This window comes from Bacillus sp. AFS037270, assembly GCF_002585305.1.
In genome coordinates, this window is sequence record NZ_NUNF01000103.1 from 1 (window position 1) to 16,910 (window position 16,910).

18 protein-coding genes are annotated in these 16,910 nt (G+C 38.5%); 14 read left to right on the forward strand and 4 right to left on the reverse strand.

The window, feature by feature from the left end:
- Nucleotides 1–102: 102 nt before the first annotated feature.
- Nucleotides 103–1,500, reverse strand: coding sequence for a hypothetical protein (locus COD92_RS30150; protein ID WP_098529769.1), 1,398 nt, complete (start codon nt 1,498–1,500; stop codon nt 103–105).
- Between the two features lie 143 nt (nt 1,501–1,643).
- A complete protein-coding gene (locus COD92_RS30155) occupies nt 1,644–2,138 on the reverse strand; it encodes an antibiotic biosynthesis monooxygenase family protein (RefSeq protein WP_098529770.1) in 495 nt (164 codons plus the stop codon).
- Between the two features lie 245 nt (nt 2,139–2,383).
- Here COD92_RS30155 and hemE point away from each other — a divergent pair, with 245 nt between their 5' ends.
- From hemE to COD92_RS30205, 10 genes are all read left to right on the forward strand, one after another.
- On the forward strand, nt 2,384–3,430 hold the full coding sequence (gene hemE / locus COD92_RS30160; RefSeq protein ID WP_098529771.1) for a uroporphyrinogen decarboxylase: 1,047 nt from the start codon (nt 2,384–2,386) through the stop codon (nt 3,428–3,430).
- Nucleotides 3,431–3,579: 149 nt separating this feature from the next.
- A complete protein-coding gene (hemH, locus tag COD92_RS30165) occupies nt 3,580–4,509 on the forward strand; it encodes a ferrochelatase (protein WP_098996809.1) in 930 nt (309 codons plus the stop codon).
- A 39-nt stretch (nt 4,510–4,548) separates the two neighbouring features.
- Nucleotides 4,549–5,961, forward strand: coding sequence for a protoporphyrinogen oxidase (gene hemY / locus COD92_RS30170; protein ID WP_098529806.1), 1,413 nt, complete (start codon nt 4,549–4,551; stop codon nt 5,959–5,961).
- A gap of 108 nt (nt 5,962–6,069) precedes the next feature.
- A complete protein-coding gene (locus tag COD92_RS30175) occupies nt 6,070–6,804 on the forward strand; it encodes an MBL fold metallo-hydrolase (RefSeq protein WP_098996810.1) in 735 nt (244 codons plus the stop codon).
- A 16-nt stretch (nt 6,805–6,820) separates the two neighbouring features.
- Nucleotides 6,821–7,810 (forward strand): lipoate--protein ligase, encoded by a 990-nt coding sequence (gene lplA / locus COD92_RS30180; protein WP_098996811.1) that lies wholly within the window; start codon nt 6,821–6,823, stop codon nt 7,808–7,810.
- 136 nt (nt 7,811–7,946) lie between these two features.
- Complete coding sequence (locus COD92_RS30185; RefSeq protein ID WP_098996812.1) at nt 7,947–9,509, forward strand: fatty acid--CoA ligase family protein; 1,563 nt, start codon at nt 7,947–7,949, stop codon at nt 9,507–9,509.
- A 69-nt stretch (nt 9,510–9,578) separates the two neighbouring features.
- Nucleotides 9,579–10,355: an enoyl-CoA hydratase-related protein gene (locus tag COD92_RS30190; RefSeq protein WP_098529776.1), complete on the forward strand. Its 777-nt coding sequence runs from the start codon at nt 9,579–9,581 to the stop codon at nt 10,353–10,355.
- Between the two features lie 155 nt (nt 10,356–10,510).
- Nucleotides 10,511–11,242, forward strand: a complete 732-nt coding sequence (locus COD92_RS30195; protein WP_098996813.1) for an AzlC family ABC transporter permease — start codon at nt 10,511–10,513, stop codon at nt 11,240–11,242.
- Complete coding sequence (locus COD92_RS30200) at nt 11,232–11,540, forward strand: AzlD domain-containing protein (RefSeq protein ID WP_098529778.1); 309 nt, start codon at nt 11,232–11,234, stop codon at nt 11,538–11,540. The genes COD92_RS30195 and COD92_RS30200 overlap by 11 nt, the downstream gene beginning before the upstream one ends.
- A gap of 97 nt (nt 11,541–11,637) precedes the next feature.
- Complete coding sequence (locus COD92_RS30205; protein WP_098996814.1) at nt 11,638–12,909, forward strand: M48 family metallopeptidase; 1,272 nt, start codon at nt 11,638–11,640, stop codon at nt 12,907–12,909.
- Between the two features lie 112 nt (nt 12,910–13,021).
- Here the strand turns inward: COD92_RS30205 and COD92_RS30210 are convergent, their stop codons facing one another.
- On the reverse strand, nt 13,022–13,258 hold the full coding sequence (locus tag COD92_RS30210; protein WP_098529780.1) for an IDEAL domain-containing protein: 237 nt from the start codon (nt 13,256–13,258) through the stop codon (nt 13,022–13,024).
- A gap of 192 nt (nt 13,259–13,450) precedes the next feature.
- Between COD92_RS30210 and COD92_RS30215 the strand changes: the two genes are divergently transcribed.
- Nucleotides 13,451–14,008, forward strand: a complete 558-nt coding sequence (locus tag COD92_RS30215) for a competence protein ComK (protein WP_176541167.1) — start codon at nt 13,451–13,453, stop codon at nt 14,006–14,008.
- Nucleotides 14,009–14,014: 6 nt separating this feature from the next.
- On the opposite strand, the gene COD92_RS30220 is transcribed toward COD92_RS30215, so the two are convergent.
- Nucleotides 14,015–14,377 (reverse strand): YhjD family protein, encoded by a 363-nt coding sequence (locus COD92_RS30220; protein WP_098529782.1) that lies wholly within the window; start codon nt 14,375–14,377, stop codon nt 14,015–14,017.
- A gap of 270 nt (nt 14,378–14,647) precedes the next feature.
- Between COD92_RS30220 and COD92_RS30225 the strand changes: the two genes are divergently transcribed.
- The 3 genes from COD92_RS30225 to lepB are packed head-to-tail and all read left to right on the forward strand — an operon-like array spanning nt 14,648 to nt 16,823.
- Nucleotides 14,648–15,586, forward strand: coding sequence for an LCP family protein (locus COD92_RS30225; protein ID WP_098529783.1), 939 nt, complete (start codon nt 14,648–14,650; stop codon nt 15,584–15,586).
- 27 nt (nt 15,587–15,613) lie between these two features.
- A complete protein-coding gene (locus COD92_RS30230; protein WP_098529784.1) occupies nt 15,614–16,279 on the forward strand; it encodes a TVP38/TMEM64 family protein in 666 nt (221 codons plus the stop codon).
- Nucleotides 16,269–16,823 (forward strand): signal peptidase I, encoded by a 555-nt coding sequence (gene lepB, locus COD92_RS30235; protein ID WP_098529785.1) that lies wholly within the window; start codon nt 16,269–16,271, stop codon nt 16,821–16,823. The genes COD92_RS30230 and lepB overlap by 11 nt, the downstream gene beginning before the upstream one ends.
- The last annotated feature ends 87 nt before the right edge of the window (nt 16,824–16,910 follow it).

A 16,910-nucleotide genomic window follows, 5' to 3' on the forward strand; every position in this document is an offset into this window, starting at 1 on the left:
CTCGAGGTCATGAGCCAATCCGTCCAAAAGGTTAAAAAGCAACGTTTCGGCCAGCTGGTCTTATGCTTGTCGGGGCTGTTCAAGGCGCTTGCGCTTTTGTTTTTATATTAAAAACATAGCAACAATCGTAGTTACAACCAGTCCTATTAATACTGGGAGTAGGTTTCGTCTGGCTAATTCAAACGGATCGACCTTACAAATTGCTGCTGCAGGAATTAAGGCCCATGGCACCAAGGTTCCGCCGCCCACCCAAATGGCGGCGATTTGTCCAAGGGCAGTTAGTGTTGCGGCACCTTTTCCAATCGCTGCAGCAAACAAACTGGCAATCGATCCAGCGAGCGAAATGCCTGAGAAGCCTGAACCATCTAAACCGGTAATTGCCCCAACGGTTGTGAGTGTCACAGCACCTACCACCTTACTAAGAGGAACAATGTTGGCAAGGGCAATCCCCAAATCGTTCACAATTCCTTGGGAAGCTTTCGGTAAATAATCTCCAATAATAGTTGTGAAACCGCTGTCACCTAAATAAAAGAATGCGGCAATTGGAATAACTGGACCAAACACCTTAAACCCAAATTGAAAACCCTCAATTAAATATTGAGTTGTTTTTTCTAGGCCTTCGTTCTTGTGACTCATAATGGTAATGAGAAGAAGGATAAGGATGGAGGTTCCACCAATTAGGGCTGTAGCATCTCCACCGGTTAAATTGAGGACGGACATAGCAGCTACATCCGCTGCAAATAGAACTGGTACTAATATTGCGAAGAAACGTCTCTGGGTGAGTGATAAGAGAGTGGGTTTATTCCTTTCTTCATCAGATATATCTTCTAATACTGATGAAGCTGTTTGAAGAGTTCCACGCTTCATATCTCTCCTTAAAAAGTAGAAGGCGGTAATGGTTGTTACTAACCCCATAACAAAAACTAGTGGAATGCTGGCTTCTATGACATCTTGGATGGGAAGTCCGGCAGCATCCGCCGTAAGTTTAGGAGCTGCTTGAATGACAAAGTCACCTGATAGGGCTATTCCGTGCCCGAACAAATTCATTGCCATGGCGACCCCAAGTGCAGGAAGCCCCGCTCTAATTGCTACCGGCAGCAGGACGGCGCCAAGCAGGGCAACAGCAGGAGATGGCCAAAAAAACCAGGAAATTACCATCATTAGGATCCCAATCGTCCAATAGGCAAGGCCTGGATTACGGATTAATTTTCGAAATGGTGAAATCATCACATCATTTATTCCAGTGGACGTTAGGGTATGGCTCATCGCGACAATAATCGAAATAACAAGAATAGTAGATAATAGTTCGGTTATTGCATAGCTAAAACTGTTAAAAATACTGCTGACGGAATGACTTAAACTGCCGGTGGCTGTCAAGGCTATTAAGAATATCCCGACAATACACACAATGGTTGTGTCCCTTCTCATGATCATAAAGCCAATAATTAAAATTATAAAGGCCACATATATCCAATGAAGTGCTGTAAGTTCAATTAGCATTGAAAATCCTCCTTTCTTCCAAAAAGGGCTATAGCCCTTTTTGACTGTAATACAGAATATGTAATCTGTATCAAGTGGTGAGGTGGAGGAATAAAAAAATGGAGCAATAAAAAAATGGAGCAAAACTCCATTTTAGGTTAAGGTTAACTGTTACCTGCGATTGTATATTTGTTTATATATGGTGAGCTTGTGAAGATTTTTTGCTGCCCGTTGAAATCGGCTTTAAGTGCATCAAATGTGGAATTAGAACCCTGCCACTTTTGATACAAGGCTTTGTCTTCCCAGACAGTCATAATAATATAAGGATTTGAGGATATAGGACGTAGCAGTCGTAATGCTGTTAAACCTTGGGCGGTTACTACATTTCCCGTCAGCTGTTTAAACTGGTGTTCAAATAAAGGACGGCCTTCATCAGTAACGGAAATGTTATTCATAACAACAAAACCCTCTTTATTTAAGTCTCCATAGGATTCTAAAACCTCATACCTGCGTGGTTCATTAAAAACGGTTTGACCATTGGTTTCATGCAGCAGTATTGCCCCATTTTCATTCAGCATCGCCAACATTCGTTCATTAGGATATTTATTTTCGATCTTCTGTAAGAAGTCTAGTGTTCCAGCCGTAATATAAACATTCATTTTTGTCACCCCTAATTAATAAATCTTCCATATTTTATACATATTCAATCTCAGTATGCTCTCTATTTATTTACACAATTTTAGTCACTTAAAAACGACTTTTTTTTGACAGATCATTTCGTACGCTATACAGAAAAAGGAATAATCGTTATATTGAGAACAGCTATGTATACCAATGGTTTTTAATTTTACCTGCAATATATTAAAATGGAAAACAGACAGTCTTTGAAAGGTGGATATTCTTCATGACAAGAACAATTAATGAAACATTTTTAAAAGCCGCTAAAGGCGAAAAGACAAACTATGTGCCTGTATGGTATATGCGCCAGGCTGGCCGCTCACAGCCAGAGTATAGAGAAATAAAAGAAAAATATTCCTTATTTGAGATTACACATCAGCCAGAGCTATGTGCTTATGTTACACGCTTGCCTGTAGAACAATATAACGTCGATGCCGCCATTTTATATAAAGATATCATGACACCGCTCCCAGCTATAGGCGTGGAAGTAGAAATAAAGGGTGGAGTTGGCCCGGTCATTGATAAACCGATTCGCTCTTTAGCTGATGTAGAAAAATTAGGTGAAATACATCCGGAAGAAGACGTTCCATATGTGCTCGATACGATCAAATTACTAACACAAGAACAGTTAAATGTACCATTAATCGGTTTCTCTGGTGCGCCCTTTACACTTGCGAGTTACATGATTGAAGGCGGTCCATCCAAAAACTATAATAAGACCAAAGCTTTCATGTATGCAGAGCCAAAGGCATGGTTTGCATTAATGGACAAACTCGGCGATATGATTATTACATATGTAAAATCGCAAATTAAAGCTGGTGCAAAAGCCATCCAAATCTTTGATTCATGGGTTGGTGCCTTGAATGTAGAAGATTATCGTTACTTCATCAAGCCAGTCATGAATCGAATTTTTACATCCTTAAAAGAGGAAAATGTTCCGCTCATTATGTTCGGCGTAGGTGCAAGTCACCTTGCCTTAGAATGGAATGAACTTCCGCTCGATGTGGTTGGTCTTGATTGGCGTCTGCCCATTCGTCAGGCTAGAGAAATGGGTATCCAAAAAACTGTTCAAGGCAACCTTGATCCGGCGATCCTTTTAGCTCCTTGGGAGGTTATTGAAGAGAAAGCTAGAGAAATATTAGATCAAGGAATGGCCCAAGACGGATATATCTTTAATTTAGGTCATGGTGTATTCCCATCGGTCAATCCAGACACATTAAAAAGATTAACTTCGTTTATTCATGACTATTCGGAATCCAAATTAAGCCGCTAATTCTTAAAGTAAGTCGTAAAATTGGTAAGCAGTCCAATTTTTTGGCACAATATAATAAGCTGTTTCAAAAAGGCATTAAAGGATAGTAAGCCTATAATGCCTTTTTACATAAACCAGAAAAAGTAGGACTTAAAACGAGGTGCAATGAGATGACAAAGAAACGAATGGGTCTGTTAGTAATGGCATATGGTACCCCATATTCATTAGATGATTTAATACCATACTATACCCATATTCGCCATGGCCGTAAACCAACACCTGAACTGATAGAGGATCTCAGGAACCGTTACGAAGCAATAGGGGGAATCTCTCCATTAGCTAGAATTACCTTAGATCAGGCAGAAAAGCTTGAAGAACATCTTAATCAGATCCAAGATGAAATTGAATTTAAAATGTATTTAGGGTTAAAACATATCGAACCATTTATTGAAGATGCAGTTAAAAAAATGCATGAAGATGGTATTGAAGAAGCTGTAAGTCTTGTGCTTGCCCCGCATTTTTCAACCTTTAGTGTAAAATCATACAATGGAAGAGCGGTTGAAGAAGCAGAAAAATTAGGTGGACTTAAAATTAAAACGATTGAAAGCTGGTACAAGGAACCGAAATTTATTAGCTACTGGGCTGATAAAATAAAAGAAATCTTTGACCAAATGCCTAAAACTGAAAAGGAGCAGGCTGTTTTGATCGTTTCTGCCCACAGCTTGCCGGAGAAGATTCTTCAATTTGGCGACCCATATCCAAGTCAGCTGAAAGAAACGGCTGAATTAATAGCCAAACAGGCTGGAATTGAAAACTTTGAAATTGGCTGGCAAAGTGCCGGCAATACACCAGAACCGTGGATTGGTCCGGATGTACAGGACTTAACGAGAGAACTGTTTAACCAGAATCATTACAAGTCTTTCGTTTTTGCACCTGTAGGATTCGTATGTGACCATCTTGAAGTGCTTTATGATAATGATATTGAATGTAAAACAGTAACAGATCAATTAGGGGCAAAGTATTATCGACCGGAAATGCCTAATGCTAAAGGCGAATTTATTGATTGTTTAGCAACTGTAATCGTAAAAAGTTTAGCTTAAATGGAATAGACAGGAATTTTTATGGAAGCAGGTGAGTCCGTGGCGGAGGATAAAAAGAAGGTTGTTATTGTTGGTGGAGGAATAGCTGGACTAGCATCAGCTTTTTATCTGCAAAAAATGATTCTAGAAGATCATCTCCCCATCGAAATTCAGCTGATTGAATCATCACACCGTCTCGGCGGCAAATTACAAACCGTCAGAAGAGACGGGTATACGATTGAAAGAGGTCCTGATTCTTTTTTAGCAAAAAAGACAAGTATCATTAAGCTGGCAAAGGAAGTTGGTATGGAAGGCCAATTGGTGCCAAATGCAACAGGTAAATCATACGTTTTGGTGAACGACAAGCTTCATGCAATGCCCGGCGGATCAATTATGGGAATTCCAACAGAAATTGGACCATTTATAACAACTGGTCTTTTTTCCGTTCCCGGTAAACTAAGAGCGGCAGCTGATTTTATATTGCCTCGTTCTGAGAGCGGAAAGGACCAATCTCTAGGTCAATTTTTCAGAAGAAGATTGGGAGATGAAGTAGTTGAAAATTTAATTGAACCATTATTATCAGGTATTTATGCCGGCGATATTGACCAATTAAGTCTCATGTCAACATTTCCACAATTTTATGAGGTCGAACAAAAATACCGAAGCTTGATCATGGGGATGAAAAGAACAACGCCATCACAGCCAAAACAAAAGGATACGATGGACAAGAAAAAAGGCGGATTTTTAACCTTCAGAACAGGTCTACAATCATTTGTAGAGGCGATTGAGGCTAGGCTTAATCCCAAAATAATTTTAAAAGGCCACCGTGTTGATAAAATAATCAAATCAGAACATGGTTACGAAGTTCTTCTCAACAATGGAGAGTCAATTAAAGCTGATACTATTATCGCTGCAACACCACACCAGATAACTCAATCGATGTTTTCGGATTATCGTTTCTTTGACCCATTTAAATCGGTGCCGTCAACCTCAGTTGCAACCGTTGCATTAGCTTTTCCTGAGGAAGCTATTAAAAATGATATCGATGGGACTGGCTATGTTGTTTCAAGAAATAGCGATTATTCGATAACTGCCTGTACTTGGACACATAAAAAATGGGAGCACTCCACACCAAAGGGAAAGGTTCTGCTCCGCTGTTATGTTGGAAGAGCTGGGGATGAGACAATCGTTGATTTGTCAGATGATCAGATTATTAAAATTGTCCTTGATGATTTAAAAAGGACGATGAATATTACGTTAAATCCTGACTTTTCGATTGTTTCACGTTGGAAGAAGTCGATGCCTCAATATACGGTGGGACACAAACAACGCTTAGCAAAGATTCAGGAGCATATGAAAAAGGAATTACCAGGTGTTTTTTTGGCTGGCGCCTCTTATGGAGGAGTAGGAGTCCCAGATTGCATCGATCAGGGTGAAGCAGCAGTCCAAAATGTATTAGAATTTTTAAAATGAAAAAATCCATCAGGAGCTGTCCAATAAGATCAGCTTCTTTTTTTATAGAATGAATAGATGCCGTTTTTTGAATATATTAAAGTTAGACTAAGATTTGGAGGGGATTTCATGAAATTGACCGTTATCGGATATTGGGGAGGTTACCCCAAGAAGAATGCTGCAAGTTCTGGTTATTTATTGGAACATGAAGGATTTCATTTACTAATTGATTGTGGGAGTGGTGTTCTCTCAAAACTGCAAAATGTCGTACAACCTGAGGAATTGGATGCAGTCATCCTCTCACATTACCACCCGGATCATATTGCGGATATTGGAGTTTTACAGCATGCCAGGTTAATACAAGGCTTCCTTGGAAAGGAGATCCCTAATCTGCCTGTTTACGGGCATTCATTTGATGAACATGAATTTAGCAAACTGACCTATAAAACCATTACTAAAGGAGTACCGTATAATCCTAAAGATACCCTATCAGCAGGCCCGTTTAAAATATCATTTTTAAAAACGAATCATCCCGTTTCCTGTTATGCAATGAGAATTGAGGCGGGCGGAAAAACCCTTGTTTATACTGGGGATAGTTCATTTAAAAAGGAATTTATTGAATTCAGTCATGATGCAGAAATCCTTTTATGCGAATGTAACTTTTATGGAAATCAAAACGGCAAGTCTGCTGGGCATATGAATAGTATTGAGGCGGGGCAGCTTGCACAGAAGGCTGGGGTAAAGCAACTAATTCTTACACATCTGCCCCATTATGGGAACCTTGATGAGCTAATTACGGAAGCATCCCGGGAATATAGCGGTATAATAAAACTTGCAGAAGAATTTCTTTCTATCACACTATAAGGAAGGGAATGTGACCATGTTATTTATCGATAACAAAGGGATTACTGATCCTCGTATCAATCTGGCGATTGAAGAATATGCTTTGAAAAACCTGGATATAAACGAAACATATTTATTGTTTTACATAAATGAACCATCGATTATTATTGGAAAAAATCAAAATACGATTGAAGAAATAAATACGGATTATGTGGATAGGAATGGAATTCATGTCGTCCGCAGATTATCTGGTGGTGGTGCCGTTTACCATGACCTGGGGAATTTAAACTTTAGTTTTATTACAAAGGATGACGGGGAGAGCTTCCATAATTTCCGTAAATTTACCGAGCCAGTGGTTGAAGCCTTGCAAAAATTAGGGGTAAACGCGATGTTGAGCGGTAGAAATGATTTAGAAGTTGAGGGAAGGAAAATATCTGGTAATGCCCAATTTTCTACAAAGGGCCGAATGTTTAGTCATGGAACCTTGATGCTTAATTCGGAAATAGAGAATGTGGTGTCAGCTCTAAAAGTTAAAAAGGATAAGATTGAATCAAAAGGAATCAAATCTGTTCGCAGCCGAGTCGCTAATATTTCCGAATTTTTAACAGAAAAAATTAGTATAGAAGAATTTCGTTCTTTACTGTTAAAGAATATTTTCGGCGGACAAGATGAAATACCAGAATATATTTTAACAGAGGAGGATTGGGAAAAAATCCATCAGCTTTCAAAAGAACGTTACCAAAACTGGGACTGGAATTATGGAAAATCCCCAAAATTTAACCTTCAGCATTCGCATCGTTTCCCAGTAGGTTCGGTTGACGTTCGCTTAGAGGTAAATAAAGGAAAAGTTGAAAATTGCAAAATATATGGTGACTTTTTTGGTGTTGGTGAGGTAAGTGAGATTGAGAAAAGATTAACAGGCATCCGCTATGAAAGAAGTGAAATTGAGCAGGCTCTTGACGACATAGAGACAAAGCATTATTTCGGAAATATATCAAAAGAGGAATTTATTAATTTAATCTATTAAAGATCAGCGATGTCACTTAGACATCGCTGATCTTTTTCCATTTTTTACGAATTATACTTGAATACTTAAAATTCAAGCAATATAATATATTTAGAAAATTTAATATGAATGATTATTCATTCAGGGGAGGGAAAAGATGAATCTTTCAGCTCAGCTTCAAGAAACCGCCAAGAAATTTGCCGACAAACCAGCCTATTGTTTTATGGGGCAGCAGAGTACTTATGCAGAATTAGAAACTGCTATCCAAAAGTTTGCTTCTGGTTTAGAAAAAATGGGAATCAAGCAAGGAGACCATATTGCCTTGTTATTGGGAAATACACCGCACTTTGTCATCAGCTTATATGGGGCATTACGGCTTGGGGTAATCGTTATTCCCGTTAATCCTATCTACACCGCAGATGAAATTGGTTATATCTTAGATAATGGGGATGTAAAAGCGGTAGTTGCCCTTGATTTAGCATTACCACTTGCAGAAAAAATGCATACCTTACTCCCAAATGTAGAGCGCTATATTTTGTGTGAAACAAAGCCCGATTGTCTCGTACAATCAGAACTAGAGAAATTGTCTGTTTGCTCTAAAATGAAATCGTTTACAGAAGTGATTGCCTCTGGTGAGCTATCATTCCAAGGTCCAGCTCTGAAGGAAGATGATGTGGCGATTATCCTTTATACCTCTGGGACAACAGGAAAACCAAAGGGCGCTATGTTGACTCACAAAAATCTATTTAGTAACGCTAAAGATGTTGGCGATTACTTAAAAATGAATCAGGATGACAGAGTTGTCACGGTTCTTCCGATGTTTCACGTTTTTTGTTTGACTGTCTCCTTAAACGCCCCATTACTAAACGGAGCAACCTTATTAATTGCACCGAAATTTAGTCCAAAAGAAGTTTTCTCGTTAATAAAGGACCATAGGGCCACTGTCTTTGCAGGTGTGCCGACCATGTATAATTTCCTCTATCAATATCCTGATGGAGACCCTTATGATCTCCAATCCTTACGTTTATGTATTTCCGGTGGTGCCTCCCTGCCGGTTGCGTTATTAAAGAATTTTGAGAAAAAATTTAATGTGTTAATTTCAGAAGGGTACGGATTATCGGAAGCATCACCGGTAACCTGCTTTAATCCGCTTGATCGTCCGCGCAAGCCTGGTTCGATTGGCACATCGATTCTCCGAGTGGAAAATAAAATTGTCGACGAACTTGGGCAGGATGTTCCAATCGGTGGTGTTGGAGAGCTGATTGTTCGTGGGCCAAATGTGATGAAAGGGTATTATAAGATGCCAGAAGAAACACAAGTCACTATTCGGAACGGCTGGCTTCATACCGGTGATATGGCCAGAATGGATGAAGAAGGTTACTTTTATATTGTTGATCGGAAAAAGGATTTGATTATTGTAGGCGGCTATAACGTTTATCCTCGCGAAGTAGAGGAAGTAATTTACAATCACCCGGAAGTGCTTGAGGTGGCCGTGGTGGGTATGCCGGATCCTAATCAAGGGGAAATGGTTACTGCTTATGTCGTCAGCAAAAGGCCTGGACTAACACGAGAACAGGTTCAAGAATATTGCAGAGAACACCTAGCCAAGTATAAAGTGCCAACAACCATTGAATTCTTAGATGAACTTCCCAAGAATACAACTGGAAAAATACTTAGACGGGCTCTTAAATATCAAATCTCCCAAAAGGTGAATAATTAAAAATTTTCTTGTAAAGGCAGGCATTTTCCCTGCCTTTTTAGAATTCTCTTAATAAAGGGAGGGGTTAAAATGGAGCAAGTTTTACTTGAGATTCAAAATCATGTAGCAGTCATCACCACTAATCGTGCAGAAGCACTAAATGCTTTTGATTATAACACTTTACTGGAATTAAAACATAAAATAGAATCCATCCGAGTTAATCAAGAGGTAAGGGCGGTTATTTTCACCGGCGCAGGGGAGAAAGCCTTTAGCGTAGGCGCAGACTTAAAAGAACGAAGGCATTTAACAGAGGAGCAAGTCAAACGAAATTTAAATAAAATCAATGAGGTTTTTACCGATATTGATCAGCTGCCCCAGCCCACGGTTGCAGCTATAAATGGCTTTGCATTCGGCGGAGGGATGGAACTTGCTTTAGCCTGTGATTTTCGGATTGCAGCTCATGATGCGGTAATGGGATTAACAGAAACGAGTCTAGCCATTATTCCGGGTGCTGGCGGCACACAGCGGCTTCCTAGACTTATTGGACAGGCAAAAGCTCTTGAACTCATCTTGACGGCAAGACGGCTTACAGCAAACGAAGCCAATCATTATGGACTGCTTACAAGGGTTGTCAATCGGAGTAATTTGTTAAGTGAATGTTTTGCCTTTTGCTCACAGCTGCTAGCTAACGGACCAGTTGCTTTACAGCAGGCTAAGTTTGCGATAAAAAATGGTATGAATGCGGATTTGCATACTGGTCTGCAAATTGAGCGGAAGGCATATGAGATAACTCTCCCAACAGAGGACCGAATTGAAGCATTACAAGCTTTTTCAGAAAAGAGAAAACCAAATTTTAAAGGGAAGTGACATGGTGCCTGGCACCATGTTTTTTTTTGAGATAAGAAAGTAAAGTTTTTGACTTTGAGAATTGTCTAGCTCCAGCGCTTTTCTTATTCCGTTCTGAATAAAAGTTTGCTAAAATTTATGTTTATGAAGTTTAGAAATAAAGGGGGGAAATCAGGATGGCTGATTTTGCAATAGGGAGAGAATCATCAGAATTTAAGAAGGGTATTCAGGCTGGTGTAAGCATCGGGATTGGTTATTTTCCGATTGCCTTGACATTTGGTCTCCTTGCTAAAACATCAGGTCTGTCCATTTATGAAACCGTTCTGATGAGCTTAATTGTGTTTGCGGGTGCTGCACAATATATTTCGTTAAGTCTTATTGCTTACGGAACAGGAATTTTTGAGATTATTTTAACAACCTTTATTGTAAACATACGCCACTTTTTAATGTCTGCCACATTAAATGAGAAGGTGGAAGAGGACCACCTTCTTAACAAACTGGTCTATGCTTTTGGAATTACGGATGAGACCTTTTCGGTTGCAGCAACAAGAGGAAATTCAGTGACAACAGGGTATATGTTTGGAATCATTTCTGTCTCCTATTCTAGCTGGGTTGTCTTTTCAGGGGTTGGCCATTTAATTGGTGCCAGTCTTCCGCAAACACTACAGGATAGTATGGGAGTAGCACTTTATGCCATGTTTATCGGGCTTCTTGTTCCATCCATGAAAAAAAGTGCGAAGGTTATTTTTTTGGCAGTGCTAGGGGCAGTGTTTAATTCCATTTTTACCCTAAGCCACATCATGGCACAGGGATGGTCAATTGTAAGTGCAACCCTACTGTCTGCCATTATCATGGAGATTGTTGAGGTCCTTAAAAGTAAGCATCGGGGGGTTCAGAATGAAGAGTGAAATATTATGGATGATCATAGGAATGGGATTGGTTACATATATTCCGCGGATGCTTCCGTTTCTCCTCTTTAAAGGGAAGGAACTTCCGCCATTTCTTCAAGGGGTACTAAAAAATGTTCCTTATGCCACCCTCGGTGCGCTTATTTTTCCAGCTATTGTCTTTATTCAAGACGACGACATTTGGTATGGGGTTCTGGGAGCAGCCGCTGCTTTTATCACTGCGTTTTTAGGAGCCAATGTAATAGTGGTCGTCCTAGGCTCGATTGCTGTCCTTGCCCTATACTCTTATCTTCTGTAGCCAGTAATAAGACTGGCTTTTCGTTTTCTTAGTTCTAAATCCTCCTTTTTAAACTAAACTAAGTATAGAGAGGTTGTACAAAAAGGGGGACAAAATCATGGTACGGAAAATGGGGGTCTATGCGGTTTTGGCCTTTTGTTTATATGGTTTGTTTATTTATTGGTATTTATTTCATTTTGCTAATACCTCATTACCATTTGAATTCCAAGGCTCCAAAGCAGACCCATCAACTTTCCTTAATGGAAGGGAGTTAGACTTAAGCGAAGAGTATTCAAAGATTAGAAATTTATTGTTTTTTTTATCGACTCCATTTGAATGGCTTTTCTATTTTCTTATCCTGCTATTTGGGTTTTCAAAGGCCTTTAAGCGTTGGGCAGATCAGTCAGCAAAGTATAAGGTATTGCGAATGCCAATTTATTTAATTTGGCTATCCTTTTTTGCATTTGTGGCCACCTTTCCTTTGAATTATATCAGCTATTCATTATCTCGGACCTATCATATTTCAACCCAGACATTTGCTTCCTGGATGAAAGATGAATTAATTGACTTCTGGATCAACTATGGTACCTGGCTGATTATTGTTCCAGTTCTCTACTGGCTAATGAAGAAAAGCCAAAAGCGCTGGTGGCTCTATGGCTGGCTGTTATCTGTACCTTTTACATTATTTATGATGTTCTTGCAGCCGGTTGTGATTGACCCGTTATACAATGATTTTTATCCTTTGAAAAACAAAGAATTGGAAACAAAGATTTTAGTATTGGCAGAGAAAGCAGATATCCCGGCACAGCATGTTTTTGAGGTTAACATGGCGGATAAGACCAACGCGTTAAACGCTTATGTAAGCGGGATTGGTTCAAATGCTAGGATTGTCCTTTGGGATACCACATTAAACAGGTTAAATGATGCCCAAATTTTATTTATCATGGCTCATGAAATTTGCCATTACGTTGAAAAACATATTTATTTTGGGATAGCTGGTTACTTACTGCTCTCACTACTTGGACTTTATCTAACTTACAAAATTATGAACTGGGCTGTAAGAAAATGGGGCAAGGAACTGAAAATAGATGATGTAAGAGATATTCGCTCCTTGCCGTTATTTTTTATGATTTTATCCTTGCTATTATTTTCTGCGAGTCCACTGACTAATCTTGCTTCACGTTATGAGGAAACGCGTGCGGATAAGTATGCAATTGAAATGACCAAAAATCCGGAGGCTGCCATTAGCTCCTTCCAAGAATTAACCCGGTCTGGATTAAGTGAGGTAAACCCGCCATTACTAGTAAAAATATTCCGGTATACCCATCCATCGATGCTAGATCGAATTTCCATGCTTGAGCAATATGAAATTAAGCATCGTAATCAATAGTATGAGAGCATTTTAAGGCCAAGGATTTTTATCCCTGGCCTTTTCTAACGGGAGCTGGAGCCATTAAGTGTTACAAAATAAAAAACCGCCGTTGATAACGGCGGTTAACATTTTAGGTTCCGAATCGTTTGTTAATCTTCTTTAGCTCAATTGAAAGTAGCTGAAAGGTCTTTTTATCACGAGTATCAATGGCTTTGTCAATTTTTTGCAGAAGCTTTTCTTTTTCCACATTTAACTGGATTTCCGACAACAGCATCTCGATGTATAAATCTTGGACGAAGTTCTCTTTCATACGGGTTCGTTTCATGGCACCAATTTTCATTAATTCTTGGTATGATTTATCGTTCATGAAAATCACCTCTGAGCTTTTTTAAAGTATATGGTCTTTTTGTTATAATATCAATACTTTTTAAAATTTTCTAATAGTTTTGTTCTTGACAAATAGTTGTGAATATTTTCTGAACAATACAAAGAAAGTAAGGGAGTTAAAAGTAAAAAGTGGTAAGATATGGTGGATAAATGTAACAAAAGGAGTGGGATTTTGACACACAATCAAACCGGAGATTATATAGTGAATTCCTGTACCATGTATATAAAACCAGAAGAGTATGGAAATAAAGTATTTTCACTCATTGGTGAAATCGAAGATGAAATCCTATCTCCGCTTAAACCATTCAGTATTATTCAAAAAAGCTGTGCTTATTATGGTGTCGATTATGAAGGCAGAAGGAAAGGGACACGGCTATTGATTGATTACTCACGTAAGCTTCCGATTCTAATTGAACCCATTAACAATATCTATACATTCTGTACCGCTTCCCCTGAGAGCCCTAAATGTATCTGGTTCTTCGCAGAACATATCAAAGATTATCGCCGTGTTTCCGCACGGGAAACATTGGTCATTTTCCGCAATAATCAATCACATATTTTCCCTGTTTCCTATAATACATTCAATACCCAAATGTTACGGACTTCTCACTTACAAATGAAGTTAATGCAAAGAGTAGAGTTTAGTCAGAAAAAATTAGCTTTTTTACTTCATGGTTCCAAGCCTTCAAAGGCATCAGAGAGTCATGAGCTTTATTTGAATAAGAAATAAGAGCTATTACGATAGGTGTTTTTTTGATAAGTATGTTTCTAATAATTCTTGGACTTTGTTTCGAATTCTTGGATTAAAATAATTATGATTTTCTTCGTAGCCTTTATAGATAAACATATACATTGTAAAAGCATCATCCCGTTTTGTTTCAATTACCTGAAGTTTATTCTTCATCATGTATTGTCTAACTTCAGCTAACTCCCGTTGAATTTCCTTCATGGTTTCTTCAATTAAATTCAAATAGGGCTTCTTTAATTTAAAAGGGCTGTTTGTTACTACGGATAAATCACGGTTAAGGATTATAAGTACCATTGGTAAATAAATGGCCTTTTCCATGATGTCACGCTCATCCTCCGGAATTCTGGTCATCTCATCTTCACCTTTCTTTTTAAAAAAACGAACAAGTGTTCTTTAATAATTTTAACAAAAACAGACCAAAAAATGCAATAGGAGATTAATTTATGAAAGCTTGTCATAGGACGAGCTTTCTTTGTTGCAAAAATAGGGAAAGATATGAGAAAGTTTTTAGTAATAGAAGGATATTTAATAGGGGAAAATGAATTAACATGATGAAACTAAAAAAGACATCGTCATATAAAAGTTGAAGGGAAATAACTTGGACGAATGGGTGATAAACAAATGAGAGCTGATCGACATCAGAAAAAGAGAAGGAAAAGATGGCCGTCCATTTTACTTGTGTGCCTGCTGTTAATTGGTGGAGTAACAGGATATGCTTATTATCAATATAAACAAGGCGTTAATCAATCATTGAAAGACATTAATACAGATCAAAAAGAAGCTAATGTGGTTTATGATTTTAAAGGGCAGAAAGATCAATATGGTGATACAAACGTGCTGCTGCTTGGAAGTGATGCAAGGGGAAACGAAAAATCGCGCGCTGATACCATTATGATTTTACATTATAACCAAGATAAAGGGACCTTTAAGCTAACATCAATTATGCGGGATAGCTATGTAGCCATTCCAGGTCATGCCAAACATAAAATTAACTCTGCTTTCGCACGCGGAGGCCCAGAGTTAATGAGACAAACTATTAAGCAGAATTTTGATATTGATTTACAATACTACGCTATTGTTAATTTTCAAGGGTTTGTCCAGCTTATTGATGAAGTTTTTCCCAATGGTGTAGAGATTAATGTTGAAAAAGAAATGTCAGAGTATGTGGACACACCATTAGAGCCTGGTCTTCAAAGACTAAATGGCGCTCAAATGCTAAGCTACGTTCGTTTTCGTCATGATGCTGTTGGTGACTTTGGACGTGTCGAACGACAACAAAAAGCGATTCAGGCTATAAAGGATCAACTGAGTGGAATTCAAACGATTGCGAAACTCCCAAAACTAATTGGTGTCGTTACACCGTATATAAACACCAATATGGCAACCACTGATGGGTTATTTATGGGTAAAGAATTCCTTTCAAACAAACAAAATATTGAGACCCTTCGGATTCCGATTGATAATAGCTTTACAGATCAACGGATAAGTGGAGAAGGAGCGGTCCTTGATATTGACGTAGAGAAAAATAAAGAGGCTCTCCATCAATTTATAACAAAGTAAGATAGATAAAATAAAGGAGAAAGCAGGATGGACTTCGAATCACTTAAAGCTTGGTTTACACTTGAACATATTATGAGCCTCATACAAGAGTATCGGGCTCTTGGACCGATACCAGGCATCTTGTTGATTATTGTGGAAGCATTTTTACCGTTTCTCCCTTTATTTGTGTTTGTAATGGCAAATGCTAATGCCTTTGGCTTATGGTTCGGATTTTTGTATTCTTGGCTTGGGGCATGTTTAGGTGCAATGCTTGTTTTTTTTCTAATTAGAAAGTATGGGCAAAAACGGTTATTATCGTTTTTGCCCAAGCATCCAAAAGTCCGCAAACTTATGGATTGGGTAGAGAGTCATGGGTTTAGCCCGCTGTTTTTACTATTATGTTTTCCATTTACCCCATCAGCAGTTGTGAACATTGTTGCTGGTCTTTCGAGAATTAGCTTTGCTCAGTACATGCTGGCAGTGTGTATTGGGAAAATGGTGATGATTTTTACAATTAGCTTTATCGGTTATGATCTTCATTCATTGATAACTAAACCTCTTCGGACGGTCATTGTTTTGCTTGTTATTTTTATTCTTTGGTTAGTAGGGAAAAGAATTGAAATTAGAATGAATAAGCGTTTGGAAATTGACCATAATGGAGAAATAGATAGAAAGAAAGAAAAGGAGAAACGGAGGAGTGTCAATGAAGATTGAATGGAAAAAAGAAGGGTTAGAATGGGTTAAGGCTTTTGCGATTGGGATTATTATTTTTGCTTTTATTCGAACTTTTTTCTTTTCTAATTATATAGTAGAAGGAGAATCTATGATGCCGACTCTCCAGGACGGAAACAAACTCGTGGTTAATAAGCTAGGGTATCAGGTTGGCGAGTTAAACCGATTTGATGTGATTGTCTTTCATGCTAATGCAAAAGAGGACTTTGTTAAGCGGATAATCGGACTGCCTGGTGATAAAATTGAGTATCGGAATGATACGTTATATATTAATGGCCACAAGTATGAAGAACCCTTCTTAGATAATTATAAAAGGAAATCCCCTGGTTTGAAGTTAACGGGAGATTTTAGTTTAAAGGAAATTACCGGTGAAGATATTGTACCCGAGGGGAAATTATTCGTTCTCGGTGATAATCGATTAGGAAGCTGGGACAGCCGTCAATTTGGCTTTATCAATGCCAGTAAGGTCGTCGGTAAAGTCGATTTGCGCTATTGGCCGTTAAATGAAATAAATGTTCATTTTTAAATAAGGAATAATGACGACACGATTTAATGAATCGTGTTTTTTCTTTGAGATTGTCCAGCAGCGCCTGTACGTGGCGATTGGAGCTTT